13 protein-coding genes are annotated in these 17210 nt (G+C 65.9%); 6 read left to right on the top strand and 7 right to left on the bottom strand.

Going from position 1 to position 17210, the window contains the following annotated elements; genetic code table 11:
- Positions 1–9: 9 nt before the first annotated feature.
- The 5 genes from QOL68_RS05630 to QOL68_RS05610 form a co-directional block, all read right to left on the bottom strand.
- Positions 10–582, bottom strand: coding sequence for a TMEM165/GDT1 family protein (locus QOL68_RS05630; RefSeq protein ID WP_282947684.1), 573 nt, complete (start codon positions 580–582; stop codon positions 10–12).
- A gap of 177 nt (positions 583–759) precedes the next feature.
- A complete protein-coding gene (locus QOL68_RS05625; protein WP_282947682.1) occupies positions 760–987 on the bottom strand; it encodes a hypothetical protein in 228 nt (75 codons plus the stop codon).
- Positions 987–5219 (bottom strand): translocation/assembly module TamB domain-containing protein, encoded by a 4233-nt coding sequence (locus QOL68_RS05620; RefSeq protein WP_058454734.1) that lies wholly within the window; start codon positions 5217–5219, stop codon positions 987–989. Before QOL68_RS05620 ends, QOL68_RS05625 begins: the two co-directional genes overlap by 1 nt.
- Positions 5219–7582 (bottom strand): BamA/TamA family outer membrane protein, encoded by a 2364-nt coding sequence (locus QOL68_RS05615; protein WP_282947677.1) that lies wholly within the window; start codon positions 7580–7582, stop codon positions 5219–5221. Before QOL68_RS05615 ends, QOL68_RS05620 begins: the two co-directional genes overlap by 1 nt.
- A gap of 138 nt (positions 7583–7720) precedes the next feature.
- A complete protein-coding gene (locus QOL68_RS05610; RefSeq protein ID WP_282947676.1) occupies positions 7721–8890 on the bottom strand; it encodes a nucleotide sugar dehydrogenase in 1170 nt (389 codons plus the stop codon).
- A 241-nt stretch (positions 8891–9131) separates the two neighbouring features.
- Here QOL68_RS05610 and rfbC point away from each other — a divergent pair, with 241 nt between their 5' ends.
- The 4 genes from rfbC to rfbA are packed head-to-tail and all read left to right on the top strand — an operon-like array spanning position 9132 to position 12544.
- Positions 9132–9704 (top strand): dTDP-4-dehydrorhamnose 3,5-epimerase, encoded by a 573-nt coding sequence (rfbC, locus tag QOL68_RS05605; RefSeq protein ID WP_282947675.1) that lies wholly within the window; start codon positions 9132–9134, stop codon positions 9702–9704.
- A 15-nt stretch (positions 9705–9719) separates the two neighbouring features.
- The gene (gene rfbB, locus QOL68_RS05600; RefSeq protein ID WP_282947674.1) at positions 9720–10793 is read left to right on the top strand and encodes a dTDP-glucose 4,6-dehydratase; all 1074 of its coding nucleotides are present in this window, start codon (positions 9720–9722) and stop codon (positions 10791–10793) included.
- Positions 10793–11668 carry a dTDP-4-dehydrorhamnose reductase gene (rfbD, locus tag QOL68_RS05595; protein ID WP_282947673.1) on the top strand — a complete coding sequence of 292 codons (876 nt, stop codon included), beginning with the start codon at positions 10793–10795 and terminating at the stop codon, positions 11666–11668. Before rfbB ends, rfbD begins: the two co-directional genes overlap by 1 nt.
- A gap of 12 nt (positions 11669–11680) precedes the next feature.
- Complete coding sequence (gene rfbA / locus QOL68_RS05590) at positions 11681–12544, top strand: glucose-1-phosphate thymidylyltransferase RfbA (RefSeq protein ID WP_282947672.1); 864 nt, start codon at positions 11681–11683, stop codon at positions 12542–12544.
- 9 nt (positions 12545–12553) lie between these two features.
- Here the strand turns inward: rfbA and QOL68_RS05585 are convergent, their stop codons facing one another.
- Together QOL68_RS05585 and QOL68_RS05580 are read right to left on the bottom strand one after the other, a co-directional pair.
- The gene (locus tag QOL68_RS05585; protein WP_282947671.1) at positions 12554–14014 is read right to left on the bottom strand and encodes a protein adenylyltransferase SelO; all 1461 of its coding nucleotides are present in this window, start codon (positions 14012–14014) and stop codon (positions 12554–12556) included.
- A gap of 75 nt (positions 14015–14089) precedes the next feature.
- Positions 14090–15226 (bottom strand): acyl-CoA dehydrogenase family protein, encoded by a 1137-nt coding sequence (locus QOL68_RS05580; RefSeq protein WP_282947670.1) that lies wholly within the window; start codon positions 15224–15226, stop codon positions 14090–14092.
- A gap of 151 nt (positions 15227–15377) precedes the next feature.
- On the opposite strand from QOL68_RS05580, the gene QOL68_RS05575 reads away from it, so the two are divergent.
- Both QOL68_RS05575 and galE read left to right on the top strand, forming a co-directional pair.
- A complete protein-coding gene (locus QOL68_RS05575; protein ID WP_282947669.1) occupies positions 15378–16088 on the top strand; it encodes a winged helix-turn-helix transcriptional regulator in 711 nt (236 codons plus the stop codon).
- Between the two features lie 94 nt (positions 16089–16182).
- Positions 16183–17208 (top strand): UDP-glucose 4-epimerase GalE, encoded by a 1026-nt coding sequence (galE, locus tag QOL68_RS05570; protein ID WP_282947668.1) that lies wholly within the window; start codon positions 16183–16185, stop codon positions 17206–17208.
- Positions 17209–17210 lie beyond the last annotated feature (2 nt).

Genomic DNA, 17210 nt, shown 5'->3' with positions numbered 1-17210 from the left:
CGCGAAGGGTCAGCCGATCCAGCCCGCCGTCTGCGCCAGCACCCAAAAGCCGATGACCAGAAACAGGGCCGCCGCCGCGATCCGGACCTTCGCGAGATCGACGCGCTTCAGCAAGGCATTGCCCAGGAACACCGCCGGCACATTGGCGATCATCATCCCAAGCGTCGTGCCGGCGGTCACCAACGCCACATTGTGATACTGCGCGCCAAGCGCGACGGTCGCGATCTGCGTCTTGTCGCCCATCTCGACCAAAAAGAAGGCGACAAGCGTCGTCAGGAACGCCCCGAAACGGGGCTTTGGCGCGTCCTCATCCTCGAACTTGTCGGGGATCAGCGTCCACGCCGCCATCGCCACGAACGACAGGCCGACCGCATAACGAAAAACCTGGCTATCGAGGAAAGCCGCCGCCTGTGCGCCCAGCAGTGCGGCAAGCGCATGGTTGGCAAGCGTCGCGACCAATATGCCCAAGATGATCGGCAGCGGACGGTTGAACCGCGTCGCGAGCAGCATCGCGAGCAACTGCGTCTTGTCGCCGATTTCGGCGAGAGCGACGATCGCGGTCGAGGTGAACAGGGCTTCCATGAACAGACTCCGGGGCCGGGCGGCAGGCAATTCCAACGGACATCGTTCCCCGCCGCCCGGCCCGGACGGAAGGTTCGATGCCATTGGTCTCGCCCAAGCGGTGATCCGCTTCCTCCGCACCACGGCCTCTCGACCGAGTATGTTGACGCGGTGGCCCGTCCGCTACCGGACGGCTGGCTACTCCCCAGATGACGGGGGCGCGTTAGACGGCTTTGCTGCCTCTGGCAAGGCTTGCGGTGTTTCGTCGGACGCGGCGGCCGCTCTGTCTGCCTCGGCGATATCGGCGTCCATCCGCTTTGCCCGCGCCTCGACCTCCTTCGCCGCCTTGTCATAGCGCTCGTCGAAGCTCGGCTCGTCATGGCACGCCGCCAGCAGGAGCATTGGCAGAAGGACGAGCCCCCGCATCAATAATCCTTCCGGTAGCGGATGCTGACGTTCGTCTGCCCCGACCCGCCTGCCTGGCTGAGCAGCGACAGCGCGCGCGTCAGGCTGATCTCGAGCTGCGTCGCGGTATAGCCGCGCGCGTCGGTGATCACCTCCAGATAGATGTCCTTGGTGATGTACTGCCCAGCGGCAAGCGCGGTCCCGCGCCCCGTCACATCGTCGGGACCGAGCACGCGCAACCGGTCGATTCCCGCCGCCGACTGCAGCGCACCGAGAGGGCTGAGGCCCCCGCCTCCGCTGCTCAGCGCGTTGAGCGATGCCGCGAGTTGAACCGCCTGCAGCGGCGACAGCGACGTGATCGAATCGCCGAACAGGATCCGCGACACGATCTCGTCCTGCGGCAGCCCCGGGACACTGGAAAAAGCGACCTGCGGATTGCTCGCGCGGCCGGTGACCGCGACGGTCACGGTTACATTGTCGAAAGTGTCGCTCGCGAGCAGGCGCAGCGCGGGGTCGAAGGCGTCACCGGTGGGGAAGGTCACGCGCCCTTCCTCCAGCTCGAACGAGCGCCCTGCGAAATCGAGCGTCCCGCGCACCAGTTCGATCTCGCCGTTGACGCGCGGCGCGACCGTCGTGCCGCCGAGCTGGACGTCGGCCTGCCATTCGGATTCGAGCCCCATGCCCTTGACGTAGATCTGGTCCTTGGCGCGCATCCGGATATCGAGCCGGATCAGATCGAACAGGCTGCCCCCGACCGCCGCGAGCCCGTCGCCGCTGATCCGCCTGCGCCCGGTCGGCAGCTTCCGGCGCACGCCCGTCAGCACCGGCACGCTCGCCGCGCCTTCGCGCACGATGCGGTAGCGCGTCTCGGGAAGGCGCAGATCGCCCGAGAGCAGCGCGGCCTGTCCCGCGACCTTTTCGAGACGCAGCGTCCCCGTCGCGCGCGCGGCGATATTCTCGCTCTTCGCGAGCCGCGCATTGTCGAGCGTCGCGCTGATATCCATCGGGTAGCCGTCGGCCTGCGACAGGCTGACGAAGCCTTTCGCCTGCACCGTCCCGTCGCCTGCCTTCGCGGTCAGTTGCTCGATTTCCAGCCGGTTGCCGGTGAAACGGCCGTTCACGACCATGTCGGTCAGGCGCGTACCATAGGCCTGGTTTTCATAAACCATCGCGTTGCCGCGCACGACGCCCTGCAAGCAGGGATCGCTGAGCTGGCAGCTGAAATCGGCGGCGACCGCGACCGGCCCCGATATACCCTGGTTGGCCGGTCCGGCGAAGGAGTAGAGCGTATCGGCAGGGCCATTGTAGCGCAGCCCGCCGCTCAGCGGCGCGGCACGCAGCCGCGTCAACCAGTCGCCAGCGCCGGGTCCGAGCGGACGCAGCGATGCCTGCAACCGTCCGATCACGCTGCCGCGCTTGCGCACGACCGCGCGCGCTTCGCCGCCGTCGCTCAGCAGCTTACCCGCGAAATTGATATCGACCGGCTGGCTGACCGAGGCGGCGGTTGTGCGTGTGAAGCCGGTGACGGTCAGCCGAGCATCGGCGCGCGGGAAAGCGTCGGTGTGCGCCTGTTCGAAATCGATACTCCCCGTCGCGCGGCCGCCGAGCCCGAGGCCGGGATAGATGGCGTTGACGATCGCCATATTTGCGCGGTCGAGACGGCTCTGGATCATGATCCCCTCACCGAAGCGGCCGGCGATGCGCGCGCTGCTGCCGCGTTCGAGCGCGACCGTCGTCGGCAGAAGTTCGTAATAGTCGCGATGCGGAACGATGCGCGCGGGCGAGGTGGTGCGGAAATCGACGCCGGTCGCACGGCCGACGACCGACGCGCGCCACAATTCGGGCTGGAGGTCGGCGTTCGCGGCGATGCGGAACGGCACCCCGCTCTCCCCCTCGACCAGCGCCTGCGCTTGCCCGCGCCCGTCGCGATAATCGATCTTCACGCGTCCGACGGCGATGTCATATTGGCGGATCTGCGTGTCGGCGACCTGGATGTCGGCGACGATATGCGGCTTGTCGTAGAGGACGATATCGGCGTCGACGACCGCCGAACCGACCGCGAGATTTGCGGCGCCGGGCAGAACGACGTTGTTCGCGCGAACATTGACCGCGGCCGCCTGATATCGCCCCTGCCCGCTCAGCCGGACAAGGCCGCCAAGCCCCTGTCCCGACGCGTCGAGCCGCCCGACGAACGGCCCCGCCGCGCTCTTTTCCAGCCGCCCGCTGAATCCGATCCCCGACAGATCACCGCGTTCGATATCGATCGTCAGCGGCCCTGCCGCCGTGAGCAGCACGACGTCGGCCGAGAGCGGGCCATAGTCGGTCTCGCCCGTCGCGGCGAGGCGATATCCGTTCGGCGCGCCGGTGATCCGCGCAACCAGCTTCGCGAGCCCGATGCCCAGACCCGGCCGGTCCGCGGTCACGACCGCGCGCGGGTCGCTGACCGTCCCGGCAAGCTGGACCCCGACCGGTCCATAGTCGGTCGAATGCGCCCGCGCCGCGAGCTGGATCCGGCCACCCGGCGCATAGGTCCCCTGCCCGCCCGTCACGCGGAGCTTCGGCGCCGTCAGCCGCAGATTGGCGAAGCGGACGATCCCGTCGGTGCCATAGCGGACGTCACCCGACGCAGTCGCATTGCCGCCTAGGAAATCGCGCACTCCGGAATTGAAGAGTTTGGTCGAACGCGCCCGGACGCGGCCGGCGATCTCGAACCCGCCGCGCGGCGCGGTCTTGAGGTCGGCGTCGGTATCGATGTCGAAGAGGCCGACGCTCTCGATCCGATAGTCGTTCACCCGCCCATCGATCGCGCCGGTGTAGAACCCCTTGTTCAAATCGGCGATGACGATTGCCTTCGCGTCGATGCGCGGCGAGCGCAGGCGCAGATTGTCGCTGAGGATACGGCCGTCCTTATAGGCAAGGTCGCCGTCGAGCCGCACCTGCACCAACGTCCCGCCCGCGACGGTGTCGAGCCCGCGGATCCGTACCGCGCGCCCCGCCACGGGCACGAAAATCTGGTCGGCATCGACGCGCGCCTTGCCCGCCAGGCTCAGCGTTTCGACAACAATATCGTTGAACGCGAGACTGTTGGCATTCGCCTGATACGCCACCGTCGGCAGCGCGAAGGCGCCGTCAAGCGCAGCGGTCGCGCGTAGCCCGCTGCCACGCACCGATTTCGCAAGCGCATCGGGGCGCAAAATGTTGAGCGCGAGCCTCAGATCCTCGTACCGGTTGTTGCCCAGATCGACGCCCCCGCTGACGCCGAGCCGGACAGCGTTCGACGACAGCCGTCCGTCGATGTCGGCCTTTCGTTTGTCGAGCCGCGCGGTCAGGTCGATCGCGGTCTCGGGGCCCAGCAGCACCGCCGTCTGCCCCGCGAACAGCCGCGACGCCTGTGTCACACCTTTCATCGCCACCGTCCCGTCGCGAGCCGAGAGCGCGAGGTTGGCGAGCGGTCCGGCGCCGAGATTGGCGGTCAGCGCACCGTCCCAGCGCTTCCAGTCGCCGCGCCCGTCGAGCTTCGCGGTCAGCGTCTCCTTGAACCCGCCCATCGCCGCAAGCACGCCGCCCGCCGGAGCATGGAGGTCGAGCGTCATCGCCAGCCGGTTCTTGTCGGGCACGGCATCGAGAACGAGCGCGAGCTTGTCGCCCTTTGCCGCCCGGCCGATCGTCTCTGCGTTCGCCGTCACCTGCGCGCGGCGGTCGGCGATTGCGATCTTGCCATCGATCGTCGCGACCTGCCGCTCGCCGGTGATCGCCGGCTCGAACACGAGCCGGTCGACGCGCACCTTCCGCACGTCGATATCAATGTCGGGCAGCAGGGGCTCACCGGTGTCGGGGACCGGCTTGAACGCGGGCAATCGCTCGACCACCAGCGTCTGCGCGGTCGCCGAGCGGATGTCGATATGATTCTTCAGATATTTGAACGGCCGCCAGTCGATCCGCACTTCGGGCGAGCGGAGGAATATGCCCTTGGGATCGCCGAGGGTGAAGTCGCGGATGACCATCTCGCCGAACAGCGATCCGTCGAGCCGGCCGATGCCGATCTTCATCCCGTTCTCGAACCGATATTTCTCGACCTGGTTCGCGACGAAGCGCCGCCCCGCATCGCTGTTCAGCCCGGCAAGGAACAGGCCGACGAGCACGACCAGCCCGAGCAACGTCAGGCCGATCCATTTGGCGATCCACAGCGGCCAAGACCGGGTCGCCGTCTTGGGCGCCTCCTCCTCGCCCGCGATGATCGCGTCGTCGCCCATCAGAACGCCTGCCCGATCGAGACATAGACGGTGATCCGCGCCTCGCCCGGACGCCGGTTGATAGGCGTCGCGAGGTCGAGCCGCATAGGCCCGAAATTGGTATAGAAGCGCCCGCCTATCCCGGCGCCGAAGCGCAGGTTCGAAAAATCGGGGGTGGAGCCACGATAGACCTGCCCGGCGTCGAGGAAGCCGACGACGCCCCAATTGCCGAAGCGATAGCGCGCCTCGACCGCCGCCTCGTTCAGGCTGCGCCCGCCGATCGGATCGTCGTTGGGATCCTTGGGACCGAGCTGCAGATAGCCATAGCCGCGCACCGACCCGCCGCCGCCGGCATAGAAACGCCGCGAAGGCGCCAGCCGCTCGCGCGCCGCGCCGATGATCGACGCGACACGAACGCGGCCAGCCAGGACGATGCTGTCGGTCACCGGATAATAGGCGCTGCCGTCGATTTGCGTTCGCGCATAAGGCGAGAAGCGGCCGGCGAGCGAGCCTTCGGGCTGGACGAGCGCGGTCAGGCGAAAGCCCTTCGTGGGATCGAGCAGGCTGTTGCTACGGTCGATGCCGACCTGCCCGCTGACCCCGAAGATCGTGTAGAAATCATTTTCGCGCACGCCGCGCGTAAAGTCATAATCATCTTCGCGCGTCGCGATCAGTTCGGCGCCGAGGGCATAGGTCAGCTTCTTCTGCCAGATCGGCGTCGAATCATAGCTCATCCGCGCCGCAACGCGCCCGGTGATCGCGTTGAACGCGTTATAGCGGCTGCGCGTCGCTTCGGTGATCAGCTCGAACGTCCGGTCGCGCTTGCCCGCGTTCGAGCGCCGCAACGTGACGCCGACGCCCTGTTCCTTCGTCCCGATCACCCCGCGCGCGATCAGCGCCCCTTCGGGCGGGAACAGGTTGCGGTGTGTCCAGCTGCCCTCGATCCGGATGCCCTCGCCGGTCCCGTAGCCCGCGGTCGCGGCGATCGTGCGCGGCGGTCCCTTTTCCTGCGTGACCAGCACCGTCACATATTCGGTGTCGTCCCCGGCGCTTTCACCGGTCGGCTGCGGTTCGACCGACACGGCGGCGAACAGCCCCGTCGCAACGAGCGCCTGCCGCAGATCGTCGGCCATCCGGCTGTCGTAGAGATCGCCACGCTTGAACCGCGCCAGCACGCCGACATGCTCGCCGTCGAATGCGAGCTTGCCCGTCGTCTCGATGCCGCCGAAGCGGCCGCGCGGCCCGATATCGACCGGCAATGTATAGAGCCCCTTCCCCGTATCCCCGTCGAGAAGGACGTCCCGCTGCCCCACCTTGGCAAAGGGATAGCCTTCCTCGGGCAGCTTGAGGGCAAGCGCTGCCTCCGCGCCCTGCACGCGCTGCGCAACGATTGGCTCGCCGACCGCGAGCGGGAAATTATCTTCGATCAGCTTTGGCGGCACCGTCGGCTTCGCATCGATGACGATGTCGGAAAAGCTGTACCGGACCCCCGGCTTGACGTCGATGAGCGCGGTAATCGGTTGGCTGCGCGCCGCCTCGACCGCCGCCGCATCGCTGCGGTCGGGCCGATCGCCGCGATCGATCCGCGTATTCACGACTGCATCGTAATAGCCTTCTGACGCCAGGATGCGCGACATCAGCTCGGCGTCGGCGGACAATCGGGCACGCAGCATCGCGATGTTGTCGGCCTTTCCGTCGCCATCGTAGAGAGCGGACAGATCGCCGAACAGGTCGGCGAGATCGGCATCGGTGCTGTCATCGGGCGCCTCGAGCCCGGTGACCTTCACCGCATAGGCGATGCTGCGGCTTTCGCTGGCGTCTTCGGGCTCGGCGAATTCCACCGGGGTGACATCGAAACTGTCGAGCGGTGGCAACGGCGCTGCCAGATCGGCGTCGCTGATCGGCGCGTCGCCAATCGCCTCCATGCTGTCCCCGTTGGCGAGCGCAGGCACCGGGGCGCCATCGACCTTCGGCACGTCGCCTTTGCTCGCAGCCTCTTTGTCCGAGCCCTCGCGCGCCTTCGCAGCCTCGGCCTGCCGCCGCTCGAACTCGGCGATCGATTCGAGCGGCCTGTCGAGTTCGGGATCGTCCTCGGCGCTGATCGGCGGGATCGACGCCTTGAACTCCTCGTCCGAAATGATCGGCGCAACCTCTGGCAGCGCCACGTCGGCAGGCGGCGGGGTCGGCGCCGCAATGTCGGGAACCGAAGGTTTGTTCTCGACCTTTTCCGCAGCAGGCTGCGCCGCTGCGGTCGTTTCCGCCTGCTGCGCATTCGCCGCATTCGCCACGGCGACGCAAAGCAGCGACGCCGACAGGATCAGAAGCCGCCGGGCCGCCACGGACGAAGATGCGCCATATTCGCGAGGGTTTTCAATCTGTGGCATCTGTTTCCGGCCGATGCCGACTTTTGGCTTGCGTGATGTGGCTGCGCAACCCAATTCTCCCCTTCTGCACAGCCAACGCTCCGCTTATGGGACAGTTCCGGCGAGGCCTCTCGCCTCACCGCAAATTGCTACAGGATTTCAGGCGTCTGCGCCGAAGAGGTCGCGGCTATAAACCTTGTCCTCCACATCCGCGAGGTCGCTCGTCACGCGGTTGGCGATGATCACGTCGGCCTCGGCCTTGAAGGCGTCGAGGTCGCGGACGACGCGCGAGTTGAACAGCCGGTCCTCCTCGATCAACGGCTCGTAGACGATGACCTCGATCCCCTTCGCCTTGACCCGCTTCATCACGCCCAAGATGCTGCTCGCACGAAAATTGTCCGACCCGGCCTTCATCGCGAGCCGGTGGATGCCGACGACGCGCGGTTGCCGCTTGATGATTTCCGATGCGATGAAATCCTTGCGTGTCGTGTTCGACGACACGATCGCCGCGATCAGGTTTTGCGGCACGTCCTTATAATTCGCCAGCATCTGTTTCGTGTCCTTGGGCAGGCAATAGCCGCCATAGCCGAAGGACGGGTTGTTGTAGAAGCTGCCGATACGCGGGTCGAGGCACACGCCCTCGATCACCTGCCGCGAATCGACGCCGTGCGTCGCGGCATAGGTGTCGAGTTCGTTGAAGAAGGCGACGCGCATCGCAAGATAGGTGTTGGCAAAGAGCTTGATCGCCTCGGCCTCGGTGTTGCCGGTCTGGAGGAGCGGTGTAGCGGGTTCGAGCGAGGCGTCGAGCAGCAGTCCGGCGAACTCGCCCGCGCGCGGATGCGTGTCGCCGACGATGATCCGCGACGGATGGAGATTGTCGTACAGCGCGCGACCTTCGCGCAGGAATTCAGGCGAGAAGACGATCGCATCGCTGCCGAGTTCCGCGCGCATCCGGTCGGTGAAACCGACCGGAATCGTCGACTTGATCACGATCAACGCCTGCGGCGCCAATTTCAACGCGTCGGCGATCACCGCCTCGACCGTGCTGGTGTTGAAATAATTGGTGTCGGGATCATAGTCGGTGGGGGTCGCGACAAGGACGAAATCGGCACCGGCATAGGCCTCTTCGCGATCAGTCGTCGCCACCAGGTCGAGCGGCCGGGTCGCCAGATACTCCTCGATCTCGGGGTCGGCGATCGGAGAGGTCTTTGCATTGATCATCGCGACCTTGCGCGCATCGATGTCGAGCGCGACGACGCGATTGCGCTGCGCCAGCAGCACGGCGTTGGAAATTCCGACATATCCCGTGCCGACGACGGTGATCTTCACTGATGCTGGGGGCAAGGCTTCGTCCTCTAGATGGTGCCGCGGCGTCCCTAGCAATTGCGATCCGGTCGCTCAACCGAACTCGCCGTCATCGGGTGCAATAGATGTCTCGGGCTCCAATTATGCCCGTTTCGTAGCAATCTGGGGCAGAAATGCTGGTGGCCAGACCCGACTTTTCAATTGGCCTGCCATTTTCCGGACGGTAAGGCCCCCATATGTTTCCTCTAAATGGCCGGTTTTCATCATGATTCCGCAATTGGTGACGCCCCGCCGTTTCGGCGACGACAGGGGATGGTTTTCGGAGACTTACCACGAGCAGCGCTTGCGCGACCTCGGGGTGACGGCAAAGTTCGTGCAGGACAACCACAGCTATTCGAAACAGGCGGGAACGATCCGCGGTATCCATTTCCAGCGCCCCCCACACGCGCAGGCGAAACTCGTTCGCTGCATCCGCGGGCAAATATTCGACGTCGCGGTCGATTTGCGCCGGGCCTCGCCGACCTTCGGCCGCTACGTCGCCGCCGAACTTTCAGCACAGAATGGGCGCCAGCTGTTCGTCCCGGTCGGATTCGGACACGCTTTCCTGACGCTCGAGGCGGATTGCGAGGTCATCTATAAGGTGGACGACTATTATGCTCCCGAAACCGAGGGCGGCATATGCTGGAACGATCCATCGATCGCGATCGCGTGGCCGGTGGTTGACGGCACGGAAACCTTTCCGATGTTATCCGCCAAGGATGCAGCCCTGCCTTTCCTGTCGGACGCCGATTTCGATTTCCCCTATGAGGGCACGCCGCTCGCACCATTGAACGAATAAGGAACACGCACGGGCATGACCGCTTCCAAGACCATATTGATCACCGGCGGCGCCGGATTCATCGGCTCGGCGCTCGCGCGGCATCTTATCGAGGAAAGCGAGCACCGGGTCGTCGTGCTCGATGCGCTGACTTATGCGGGCAACCTCTCGTCGCTCGCGCCGGTCAGCGGCAGCGACCGCTTCCGTTTCGTGCGCGGCGACATATGCGACCGCGCACTCGTCGAAAGTCTGATCGCGGACGTGCGACCCGACATCATCGCCCACCTCGCCGCCGAAAGCCATGTCGACCGGTCGATCGACGGCCCCGCCGCCTTCATCGAAACCAACATCGTCGGCACCTTCACCATGCTGTCGGCGGCAACCGATTACTGGCGCGCTCTTCCCGATCCAGACAAGGCCGGCTTCCGCTTCCACCACATCTCGACCGACGAAGTGTTCGGCGCGCTGGGTGACGAGGGCTTCTTCACCGAGACCTCGCCCTATGACCCGCGCTCGCCCTATTCGGCGTCGAAGGCGGGGTCGGACCATCTCGTCTCCGCGTGGCACCACACCTATGGCCTGCCGACGCTCGTCACCAATTGCTCGAACAATTACGGGCCCTATCATTTCCCCGAAAAGCTGATCCCGCTGATGATCATCAAATGCATCGCCGGCGAGCCGTTGCCGGTTTACGGGCGCGGCGACAATATCCGCGACTGGCTGTTCGTCGACGACCATGTCCGCGCGCTGCGCACCGTGTTCGAAAAGGGCGTCGCGGGCGAAAGCTATATGGTCGGCGGCAACAACGAACGCACCAATCTGCAGGTGGTCGAGGTCATCTGCGACACGCTCGACGGCATCGAACCGCGCGCCGACGGCCGCAGCTACCGGGAGCAGATCAGCTTCGTCGCCGACCGGCCGGGACATGATTTTCGCTATGCCATCGACGCGGGCAAGCTGCAGTCGGAGCTCGGCTGGGCGCCGCGCGAGAATTTCGAAAGCGGCATGGCGCGGACGATCCGCTGGTATCTCGACAATCGCGACTGGTGGCAGGACATATTGTCGGGCCGCTATCGGGGCGAGCGCCTGGGAATCGCGAAGTCCGCCTGATGCTGGACTTGCCGCTGCTGATCACCGGAGCCAATGGGCAGGTCGGAGGCGCGGTCGCGCGGTTGGCGCGCGACCGCGGTATCGCGTGCGAAACGCCGTCGCGCGCCGCGCTGGACCTGGCCGACGCGGCGTCGATCCACCGCCACATGGACGGCAGGCGCTGGCGCGCCATATTGAACTGCGCCGCCTACACCGCGGTCGATCGCGCCGAGAGCGAGCCCGTGCTCGCCCACGCCGTCAACGCGGTGGCCCCGGGGATTCTCGCCGACCACGCCGCCCGGCAGGACTGTCCGATCGTCCATGTCTCGACCGATTATGTCTTCGACGGCACCAAGGCCGAGCCCTATGTCGAAACCGACCCCGTCGCGCCGCTCGGCGTTTATGGCGCGTCAAAAGCAGCGGGTGAGATTGCGGTGCGCGCCGCCGCGCCCGTCACGCATGTCATCGTCCGCACCGCCTGGTTGTTGAGCGCCGGCGGCGCCAATTTCCTCAACACGATGCTGCGCCTGGGCGCCGAGCGCGACCAGCTGGGCGTCGTCGCCGACCAGCATGGCTGCCCGACCAACGCCGACGACCTCGCCGACGCGCTGCTCGCGATGCTGGACAGGGATCGCGCGCCCGGAACCTGGCACGCGGCCAACGGCGGCGAGACGACATGGCATGGCCTCGCCTGCCATATCTTCGGTCGCGCCGCTGCTGCGGGGCTCAAGGTGCCCGAGGTCCGCGCGATCGCGACCGCCGACTATCCGACGCCCGCGCGTCGGCCGGCGAACAGCCGGCTCGCGACCGGAAAATTGCACGATGATTTTGGCCTGACGCTGCGCCCATGGCAGGATGCGGTCGACGCGATCCTGGCCGAGCGGCTGGCACGATAGGGGGAAGACAAGATGCGCGGAATCATTCTGGCCGGCGGATCGGGAACGCGGCTCCACCCGGCGACGCTCGCGATCAACAAGCAGCTCCTGCCCGTCTATGACAAGCCGATGATCTATTACCCCCTGTCGACGCTGATGCTCGCCGGCATTCGCGAGATATTGATCATCTCGTCGCCCGAATATCTCGACAACTACCGCCGCCTGTTCGGGAACGGCAACGAACTCGGCCTCGCGATCGAATATGCGCTGCAACCGCGCCCCGAAGGGCTCGCGCAGGCGTTCCATATCGGGGCCGACTTCATCGGCGACCAGTCGGCGGCGCTCGTCCTCGGCGACAACATCTTCTTCGGTGCCGGTTTCCAGAAACTGCTCGCGAATGCCCGCGACCGGCAGCAGGCGGCCACAGTCTTCGCCTATCAGGTCGCCGACGCTCGCGCTTATGGCGTCGTCGAGCTCGACGACGACGGCCGCGCGCTCAGCATCGAAGAAAAGCCGGCGCAGCCGCGATCGAACTTTGCCGTCACCGGCCTCTATTTCTATGACAACCGCGTCGTCGACCTCGCGCGGCAGATCCGCCCCTCGGCACGCGGCGAACTTGAAATCACCGACCTCAACCGCCTCTATATGGAGGCAGGCGACCTCTATGTCGAACAGATGGGGCGCGGCTATGCCTGGCTCGACACCGGTACCCACGACAGCCTGGTCGAGGCATCCGAATTCGTTCGCGTCATCCAGAAGCGCACAGGCCAGATGATCGGCTGTCTCGAGGAAATCGCCTACAGGCAGGGCTTCATCGATCGCGACCAGCTGATCGAACGCGGCAAATTCTTCGCGAAAACAACCTACGGCCAGTATCTGCTAGAACTCTCGGAATAAGCCTCCGCCTCAAGTACCGCAAAAGGTCTTGTATGGGCCGAACTCGGCTGGCGCCGGCGCCTCGAACAGCGACCATTCGGGACGGCGCGCATAGGGGTGGCGCACCACTTCCAGCAATTCGGACCATGGCGCAAGATCGCCCGCCTCCGCCGCGCCGAGCGCCGCCTCGACCAGGTGATTGCGCGGAATATAGAGCGGGTTCTCGCGGTCCATCGCGTCGGCGCGGTCGAGCGGGCTGCCGCCACCCTCGATCCGCTCCCACCATTCGGCGATCCATGGCGCCATCGCATCGGAGGCCGGAAGAAGCCCCTCCAGCGCCCTGCCCTCGCCGCGCAGCAGCATCGCGAGCGCGCGAAAGAAGGAGGTGAAATCGATCCTGTGCTCCTCCAGCCGGTCGAACAGCGCGTCGATCAACGCGCCATCGTCGGCGGCGATGCCCTCCAGCCCCAGCTTCGCGCGCATCCGCGCGTGCCATTCGGCGCGAAAGCGCTCGGGGATTGCGTCGACCAGCTGTTTCGCGCGTTCGACACCGTCGGGGTCGACCGCGTGGATTGCGGGCAGCAGCGCTTCGGCGAAGCGCGCCATGTTCCAGTGCATGATCTGGGGCTGGCGGCCATAGGCATAGCGGCCGTTCGCGTCGATCGAACTGAACACGGTGTTGACCGAGAAGCGGTCCATGAAGGCGCAGGGCCCGTAGTCGATCGTCTCGCCGCTGATCGCGACATTGTCGGTGTTCATCACCCCGTGGATGAAGCCGACGCCGAGCCAGCGCGCGACCAGATTGCATTGCAAGCCGATCACCCGGTCGAGCAGCGCGAGATGGGGGTTTGGCGCAGCGCCCAGGTCAGGAAAATGCCGCCGAACGCTGTAGTCGGAGAGTTGCACGACATGGTCGACCCCGAAGTGCGCGGCGAAGAACTGGAAGGTGCCGACGCGGATATGACTGCTGGCGACGCGCGTCAGCACTGCACCCGGATGCGCCTGCTCGCGCTGCACGCGGTCCCCGGTTGCGACCGCGGCGAGCGACCGGGTGGTCGGGACGCCCATCGCGACCATCGCCTCGGATATCAGGAATTCGCGCAGCACCGGTCCGACCGCGGCCTTGCCGTCTCCGTTGCGCGAAAAGGGCGTCGGTCCCGACCCCTTGAGCTGGATATCGAAGCGCGCGCCATCGGGCGCGACCAGCTCACCGAGCAATAGCGCGCGCCCGTCGCCGAGTTGCGGCGAGAAATGGCCGAACTGGTGCCCGGCATAAGCGAGGGCGAGCGGGTTGGCGCCGCCGGGCATCTCCTCGCCCGAAAAGAGCCGCGCGAGTTGATCGTCGCTCGCATCGGCGACGTCGATACCGAGCCGGTCGGCGAGCGGCCGATTGAAGACCAGCAGCCGCGGCGCCGATGGCTTCGCGGCTTCGGCGGGGGCGTAGAAGCCCTCCATGGAATCGTGAAAACTATTGTCGAACGCAATATCCATGGCGCCTTGTCGAGCGTTGACGTCCCGAATGCAAGTGGCCGGGCGGCACCTCATGCAGCCCGGCCAGCCTGGGCGTCAGCCGTCGATATCGAGGCCGAGCGCGAGACGTCCCGCCAGCTCGAGCTGCGCAGGCTCCTGCAGCGGATGGAAGCGCGCGCCCTGGATATCGCGGAAGGCACGCTCGATCGGCGACTTGCGATAGAAGGCGCCGCCGCCCCCCACTTCGAGCGCCAACTCCACGGTGCGGATCGCGGCGCGACCCGCGACGGTCCGACCGGTCATCACGCGGCTCGTCGTCTCGGGGCCCGGCTGCGCGGTCGCGGCGGTGGCTATCATTGCAGCAAGCGCAGTCTCGGCGGTCCAGACCGCATTCTGCATCTCGCCGGTCAGCGAGACCAATCCCGCATTCGCCGGTTTCTTCCGCGCCATCTCCAGCGCCGCGTCGCGTGCGCCTTCGGCAACGCCCAGATAGGCCGAATAGATCAGCGGAAAGGCGATCATGCTGATGATATGGAACAACGGATGCCATTTGCCCTGCGGGCGGCGGCCCGACACCGCCGCGTCGGCGACGAACACCGCCTTCAGCTCGACATCGTGCGATCCGGTGCCGCGCATCCCCATCGTATCCCAGGTGTCGAGGATCGTTACCCCTTCGGCCGAAAAGGGAATGGCGAAATGCAGGACCGTCGCGCCCGCTTCGGGATCGTCATAGACCGCGCTCGTCATCAGCAGACTGCCGGCTTGGCAACCGCTCGAAAAGACCTTGCGCGCGTCGATCCGGAAGCCGCCCTCGACCTTCGTCGCGGTCCCCGCCCCCTGCAGCCAGTCCGACCCGCCGCTCGACACGAGCACGAGATTCTCGGCCGCAACGCGCCGCAGCAGCCCATCGGTCGGCGCCTGCATATGCTGCCAGCGCCACGCCGCGACCGCGACCTGATGACAGTGCATCGAAAAGGCGAGCGCGGTCGAACCGCACGCCCGGCCGATCCGCCGCACCACGCCGCACAGCGTCGCATGGTCCATCCCGTCGCCGCCAAGCTCGACGGGCACCGCCGCGCCGATCAGCCCCGATTCGCGGAGCAGGTCGTAATTCTCGGCGACAAAACTGCCATCGCGATCGTGCGCGGCCGCGGTCTCCCCGATCTTCGCGGCGATCCGGTCCGCGATGCCATACCAATATTCCGGGGTCTTTTCTTCAGTCGCTACCAACATGTTCATCTCCATGAATGTCCCTTGATGGCGACGGGTAATGACGGCCCGCGGCGATCGGAGATAGTTCAGGAACTGAATCGACCCCGGTACAGAAACTGAACTCGCGCCGGACACGACTCCTGCGATATGATGCGCGCAGGAGGAGCATAGCATGGCGAACGCCAGTTACGGTCAATTCTGTCCGGTCGCGATGGCGGCCGAGATATTGTGCACGCGCTGGACGATCGTGCTGGTCCGCGAACTTGCCGCAGGTTCCACGCGTTTCAACGACTTGCGCCGCGGCGTCCCGCGCATGTCGCCCGCGCTGCTGTCGCAGCGGCTGAAGGATCTGGAGGCGGCGGGGATCGTCCACCGCACGCCGGTCGATGGGGAATCGGGTGTGTTCGAATATCGACTGACCCGCGCGGGACAGGAGCTCGCGCCGGTGGTCGAGGCGTTCGGCATCTGGGGCAAGCGCTGGATCGACGGCGACCTCTCGCTCGAGAAGCTCGATGTGCAGCTGCTGATGTGGGACATGCGCCGCGGGCTCGTCCTCGACCCGATGCCCGACCGCAAGACGATCGTCCAGTTCCGCTACACCGACCTTCCCGCCGACCGCCGTTCATGGTGGCTCGTCGTCGAGCCCGGCGCCGAAACCGAGCTCTGCTCGGTCGATCCGGGCCACGACGTCGACCTTTATGCCGCGACCGACCTGAGGACGATGACCGCGATCTGGATGGGCTATGATTCGGTTGCGGCGGCCACGGCCGATCGGCGCCTCCTGCTCACCGGTGACGACGGACTGACCGCCAGCATCGAGGCATGGCTCGGCCTCAGCCCCTTTGCCAAGACCCGTCCGGTCGAGGCCATCGCTGCGGGCTGACGCCGTCGATCTTCATCTTTTCGTGTTCTTTGAGCTATATGGGCGGCGCTCCAAGGATCGGCAGCAAAACACGGGCGCATCGAAAGGAACGTGAATGAAGGTGTTCGTAACCGGCGGGGCTGGCTATATCGGCAGCCACACGCTGGTCCAGTTGCTCGCCGCCGGGCACGACGTCTGCGTCTTCGACAATTATTGCAACAGTTCGCCGGTCGCCCTCGCGCGCGTCCGTCAGTTGACCAATCGGGACATGACCGTGGTGGAGGGCGACATTCGCGACGCCGACGCCCTGACCGCCGCACTGGTCGATTTCGCGCCGGACGCCGTCATTCACTTCGCGGGGCTGAAGGCGGTCGGCGAATCGAACGAAAAGCCGCTTCTCTATTACCAGACCAACGTCACTGGTTCGACCAATCTGCTGGCGGCGATGGATGCCGCAAACTGTCGGCGCATCGTCTTCTCCTCGTCCGCCACCGTTTACGGCGAAGCGCAATATCTGCCCTTCGACGAAGAACATCCGATCGGTCCGACCAATCCTTATGGCCGCACCAAGGCGATGGTCGAGGGGATCATCAGCGACTGGGTGAGCGTGACGCCTGATGCCTCGGCGGTTCTGCTCCGCTACTTCAACCCCGTCGGCGCGCATGAATCGGGCAGGATCGGCGAGGATCCGCAGGGGATTCCCAACAATCTCATGCCGTTCGTCGCGCAGGTTGCCGTCGGTCGGCGCGCAAAACTCTCGATCTTCGGCGACGATTATGACACGCGCGACGGCACCGGCGAGCGCGACTATATCCATGTCGTCGACCTCGCCGACGCGCATCTGGCGGCGCTCGACTACACCGGCCGCGCGATGGGGTGCGAGGCGATCAACGTCGGCACCGGGCAAGGCGTAACGGTCAAGGAACTCGTCATCGCCTATCGGCGAGCGAGCGGCCGGCCCATTCCTTTGGAGATCGTCCCCCGCCGTCCCGGCGACGTCGCCAGAAGCTACGCCGCGACCGCCAAAGCCGAAAAGCTGCTGCACTGGCGCGCGGCGCTCGACGTCGACGCGATGTGCGCCTCCTCATGGCGCTGGCAGTCGGACAATCCGCAGGGTTATCCCATGGCAGGCGAGGTCTGACC

This window comes from Sphingopyxis sp. Geo25 (genome assembly GCF_949769135.1).
Classification (GTDB): domain Bacteria; phylum Pseudomonadota; class Alphaproteobacteria; order Sphingomonadales; family Sphingomonadaceae; genus Sphingopyxis.
Note: the sequence above shows the minus strand (reverse complement) of the source record. Positions and strands in the feature narration are given on the sequence as shown.